Annotated in this window: 5 protein-coding genes; 4 read left to right on the top strand and 1 reads right to left on the bottom strand. The window is 43.9% G+C overall.

The features are described from left to right. The coding region (locus B7X71_RS14545) for an aspartyl/asparaginyl beta-hydroxylase domain-containing protein (RefSeq protein ID WP_293601158.1) at positions 1–741 on the top strand (741 nt) is incomplete at its 5' end. A 3-nt stretch (positions 742–744) separates the two neighbouring features. Here the strand turns inward: B7X71_RS14545 and B7X71_RS14540 are convergent. Further along, positions 745–1041 carry a DUF167 domain-containing protein gene (locus B7X71_RS14540; protein WP_215302232.1) on the bottom strand — a complete coding sequence of 99 codons (297 nt, stop codon included), beginning with the start codon at positions 1039–1041 and terminating at the stop codon, positions 745–747. A gap of 22 nt (positions 1042–1063) precedes the next feature. Here B7X71_RS14540 and can point away from each other — a divergent pair, with 22 nt between their 5' ends. From can to B7X71_RS14525, 3 genes are all read left to right on the top strand, one after another. Next, positions 1064–1729, top strand: coding sequence for a carbonate dehydratase (can, locus tag B7X71_RS14535; protein ID WP_215302233.1), 666 nt, complete (start codon positions 1064–1066; stop codon positions 1727–1729). Between the two features lie 8 nt (positions 1730–1737). Beyond that, positions 1738–2625: a lipid A biosynthesis acyltransferase gene (locus B7X71_RS14530; RefSeq protein WP_215302234.1), complete on the top strand. Its 888-nt coding sequence runs from the start codon at positions 1738–1740 to the stop codon at positions 2623–2625. Between the two features lie 66 nt (positions 2626–2691). After that, a partial coding sequence (locus tag B7X71_RS14525; RefSeq protein WP_293601155.1) for a S4 domain-containing protein occupies positions 2692–2942 on the top strand: 251 nt, incomplete at its 3' end.

Genomic DNA, 2942 nt, shown 5'->3' with positions numbered 1-2942 from the left:
GGGGCATTTATTCCAGTTGCTGATTTTCCTGAAATGAAACCGCTTCAAGATCATTGGCAGATCATCCGCGATGAGGCTCTTGCATTAAATGCAGATGGTGCTATTGCAGCAGCCACAGGCTATAACGATATTGGCTTTAATTCCTTCTTTCGGACGGGCTGGAAGCGCTTTCATCTCTACTGGTATGGCAAGGAAATGCCATCGGCGCAGCTAAATTGCCCAAAGACTGTCGCCCTCCTGAAATCCATACCCTCAATCAAAGCGGCAATGTTTGCTTCGCTACCCCCAGGAGCAACGCTGGTTCGCCACAGAGACCCTTATGCGGGCTCGCTGCGCTATCACATTGGCCTGGTTACCCCGAATGATCCCAAATGCTTTATTGACGTGGATGGGGAGCGTTATTTTTGGAAAGACGGCGAACCAGTGATGTTTGATGAAACCTATATCCACTATGCAGCCAACGAAACCGATCACCAACGTATTGTCTTGTTTTGTGATGTTGAGCGGCCAGTTCACACTAAATTGGTGCAATTACTCAATCGCTGGTTTGGGCGCCATGTGATGAGTGCCGCATCTTCCCAAAACGTTGAGGGCGAGAAAGTTGGATTTGTAAACATTCTCTTTAAGTATTTTTATCACCTCAGGGCGCAAGCAAAAAAACTAAAAGCCAAGCACCGCAGCGTTTATTACATCGGAAAATGGGTGCTGATATTAGGGATTCTTTGGGCGATATTTTGGTAGGCATCAGGGACTCAGCACTTCAATAATTTGCTCTGGGGTAATTGAACCCCAGATCTCAACCCTCTTAATGCGGCTACTTTGCCCCGATAAGAGTTGAATTTGCTTTTGTGGCACCCTCAACTGCTTTGAAAGCCAAGATAACAACATCTCATTTGCCCTATTTTCAAGTGCAGGGGCCTGTAGAGATATCTTAAGACAGCCATCATGAAGGCCAACTACCTTGGTCAGCTTTGCACCTGGCTGACAATGCAAATTAAGAACAATGCCAGTGGGGGTTTGTTTTAACCAAATGGGCATCATAAGAATACTTTAAACTCAAATCATGATTATGAAGAACTCCAACGCCTTAGACCAGCTATTTTCTAATAATCGCGAGTGGGCAGAAGCCATGGTCGCCAAAGATTCCAACTTCTTTAAGCGCCTCGTTTCTCAGCAGGCGCCAGAATATCTTTGGATTGGCTGCTCAGATAGCCGCGTACCTGCTAATGAAATTGTGAATCTTCTTCCAGGCGAATTATTCGTTCATCGAAATGTTGCTAACGTAGTGGTGCATACCGACCTCAATTGTTTATCTGTAATTCAGTTTGCAATTGATCTTTTAAAGGTCAAACACATTTTGGTTGTTGGGCATTACGGCTGCTCTGGTGTGCATACTGCAATGACGGATAGGCGGGTAGGCTTAGCTGACAATTGGTTGCGTCATGTGAAAGACGTACATCAAAAGCATGAGCGCTATCTTGGTGATGCCATTCCAAGCCCTAAACGTCAAGATCGTTTATGTGAATTAAATGTGATTGAACAAGTTGTCAACGTTTGTGAAACCACCATTGTTCAAGATGCATGGTCCAGAGGACAAGATCTCACGGTGCATGGCTGGGCTTATCGTCTTGAGACTGGCTTAGTAAATGATTTAGGCATGTCTATTAGCTCCGATGAAGAAATGCATAGGCGTTACGCCACATCCTTGTCTCGCTACGATTCCAATTAAATTGAGTTTTGTTTAAAAACTTTTCAAACTACTCAGGACTAGCGCTCCTCAGGTTTCTGGCATCGCTTCCTTACAAGACCCTTGTCTCTATCGGCTATGGCTTAGGTTATTTGGCAGCGCATATTCCTAGCGATCGAAATCGCGTAGTTCAGAAAAATTTAGAACTCTGTTTTCCTGAGCTTAGCGCACAGGAAATTGATCTGCTCAGGAAAAAACATTGGAGACTACTTGGTCGCAGCTTAGTAGAGAAAAGTATTATTTGGCTTGGAAGTAAAGAACAGCTTGCCGACATGATTGAAGTTCGATCAGAGGTTGATTTAAATGATCGACAACCGCGCATCTTAGTCAATATGCATTTCATTGGAATTGAAGGCAGCATTATTTTGAGCGCACTTGCAAAAGATAAAGGCTGGCCTCGTACCTCTGGATTTTTCCAGAGAATGAAAAGCCCCTTCTTCAATAAAAAAATTATTGAGTGGCGCAATCGCTTTGGTGGAAACTCGATTGATCGCCAGGGCAACACTATTGAGCTGATTAGAGAAATCCGCAAGGGTAGCTTCATCATCATTGCACCCGATATTGACTTGGGCTTGAAAGACTCTACTTTTGTTCCCTTCTTCAATATTCAAACCAATACCATTACTGCTGTATCCCGTCTCGCTAAAATTACTGGGGCACAGGTCTGCATGATGATTACGACTCTCAAAAATAATGAAGCTGGATATGTTTGCTCTATCAGCAAACCATTGGAAAATTTTCCAACCGAGAATCCAGAAGCAGATACCGCACGCTTAAACCAAATTTTTGAACAAGAAATTAGGCTCAGGCCCGCTGAATACTATTGGGTACATAAACGTTTTAAAAATAGGCCGTTTAATGAGAGTAGCCCCTATTAAGCCCTCTTATGTATTCATATATTTAGATCCTGGTCTTTATTAAAGTAATTACCGGATAATGTAGCCATGGAAGAAAAAATTCGTGTCTCCAAGTTACTCTCTGAGCTAGGTCTATGCTCCCGTCGCGAGGCCGACTCTTATATTGAGCAAGGCCTAGTAACCGTAGATGGCGAGGTTGTTAATGAGCTAGGCTCTCGCGCTTTTCGTCATCAGAAAATTGAGTTGCAATCTGGAGCTAAAGCACAGCAGGCCTCCCGAATTACTGTCATTCTCAATAAGCCAGTGGGCTTCATCTCACACTTCGATGATGCGCAAGA

It is taken from the genome of Polynucleobacter sp. 39-46-10, assembly GCF_002282275.1.
This window is presented reverse-complemented; position numbering and strand designations above follow the sequence as displayed.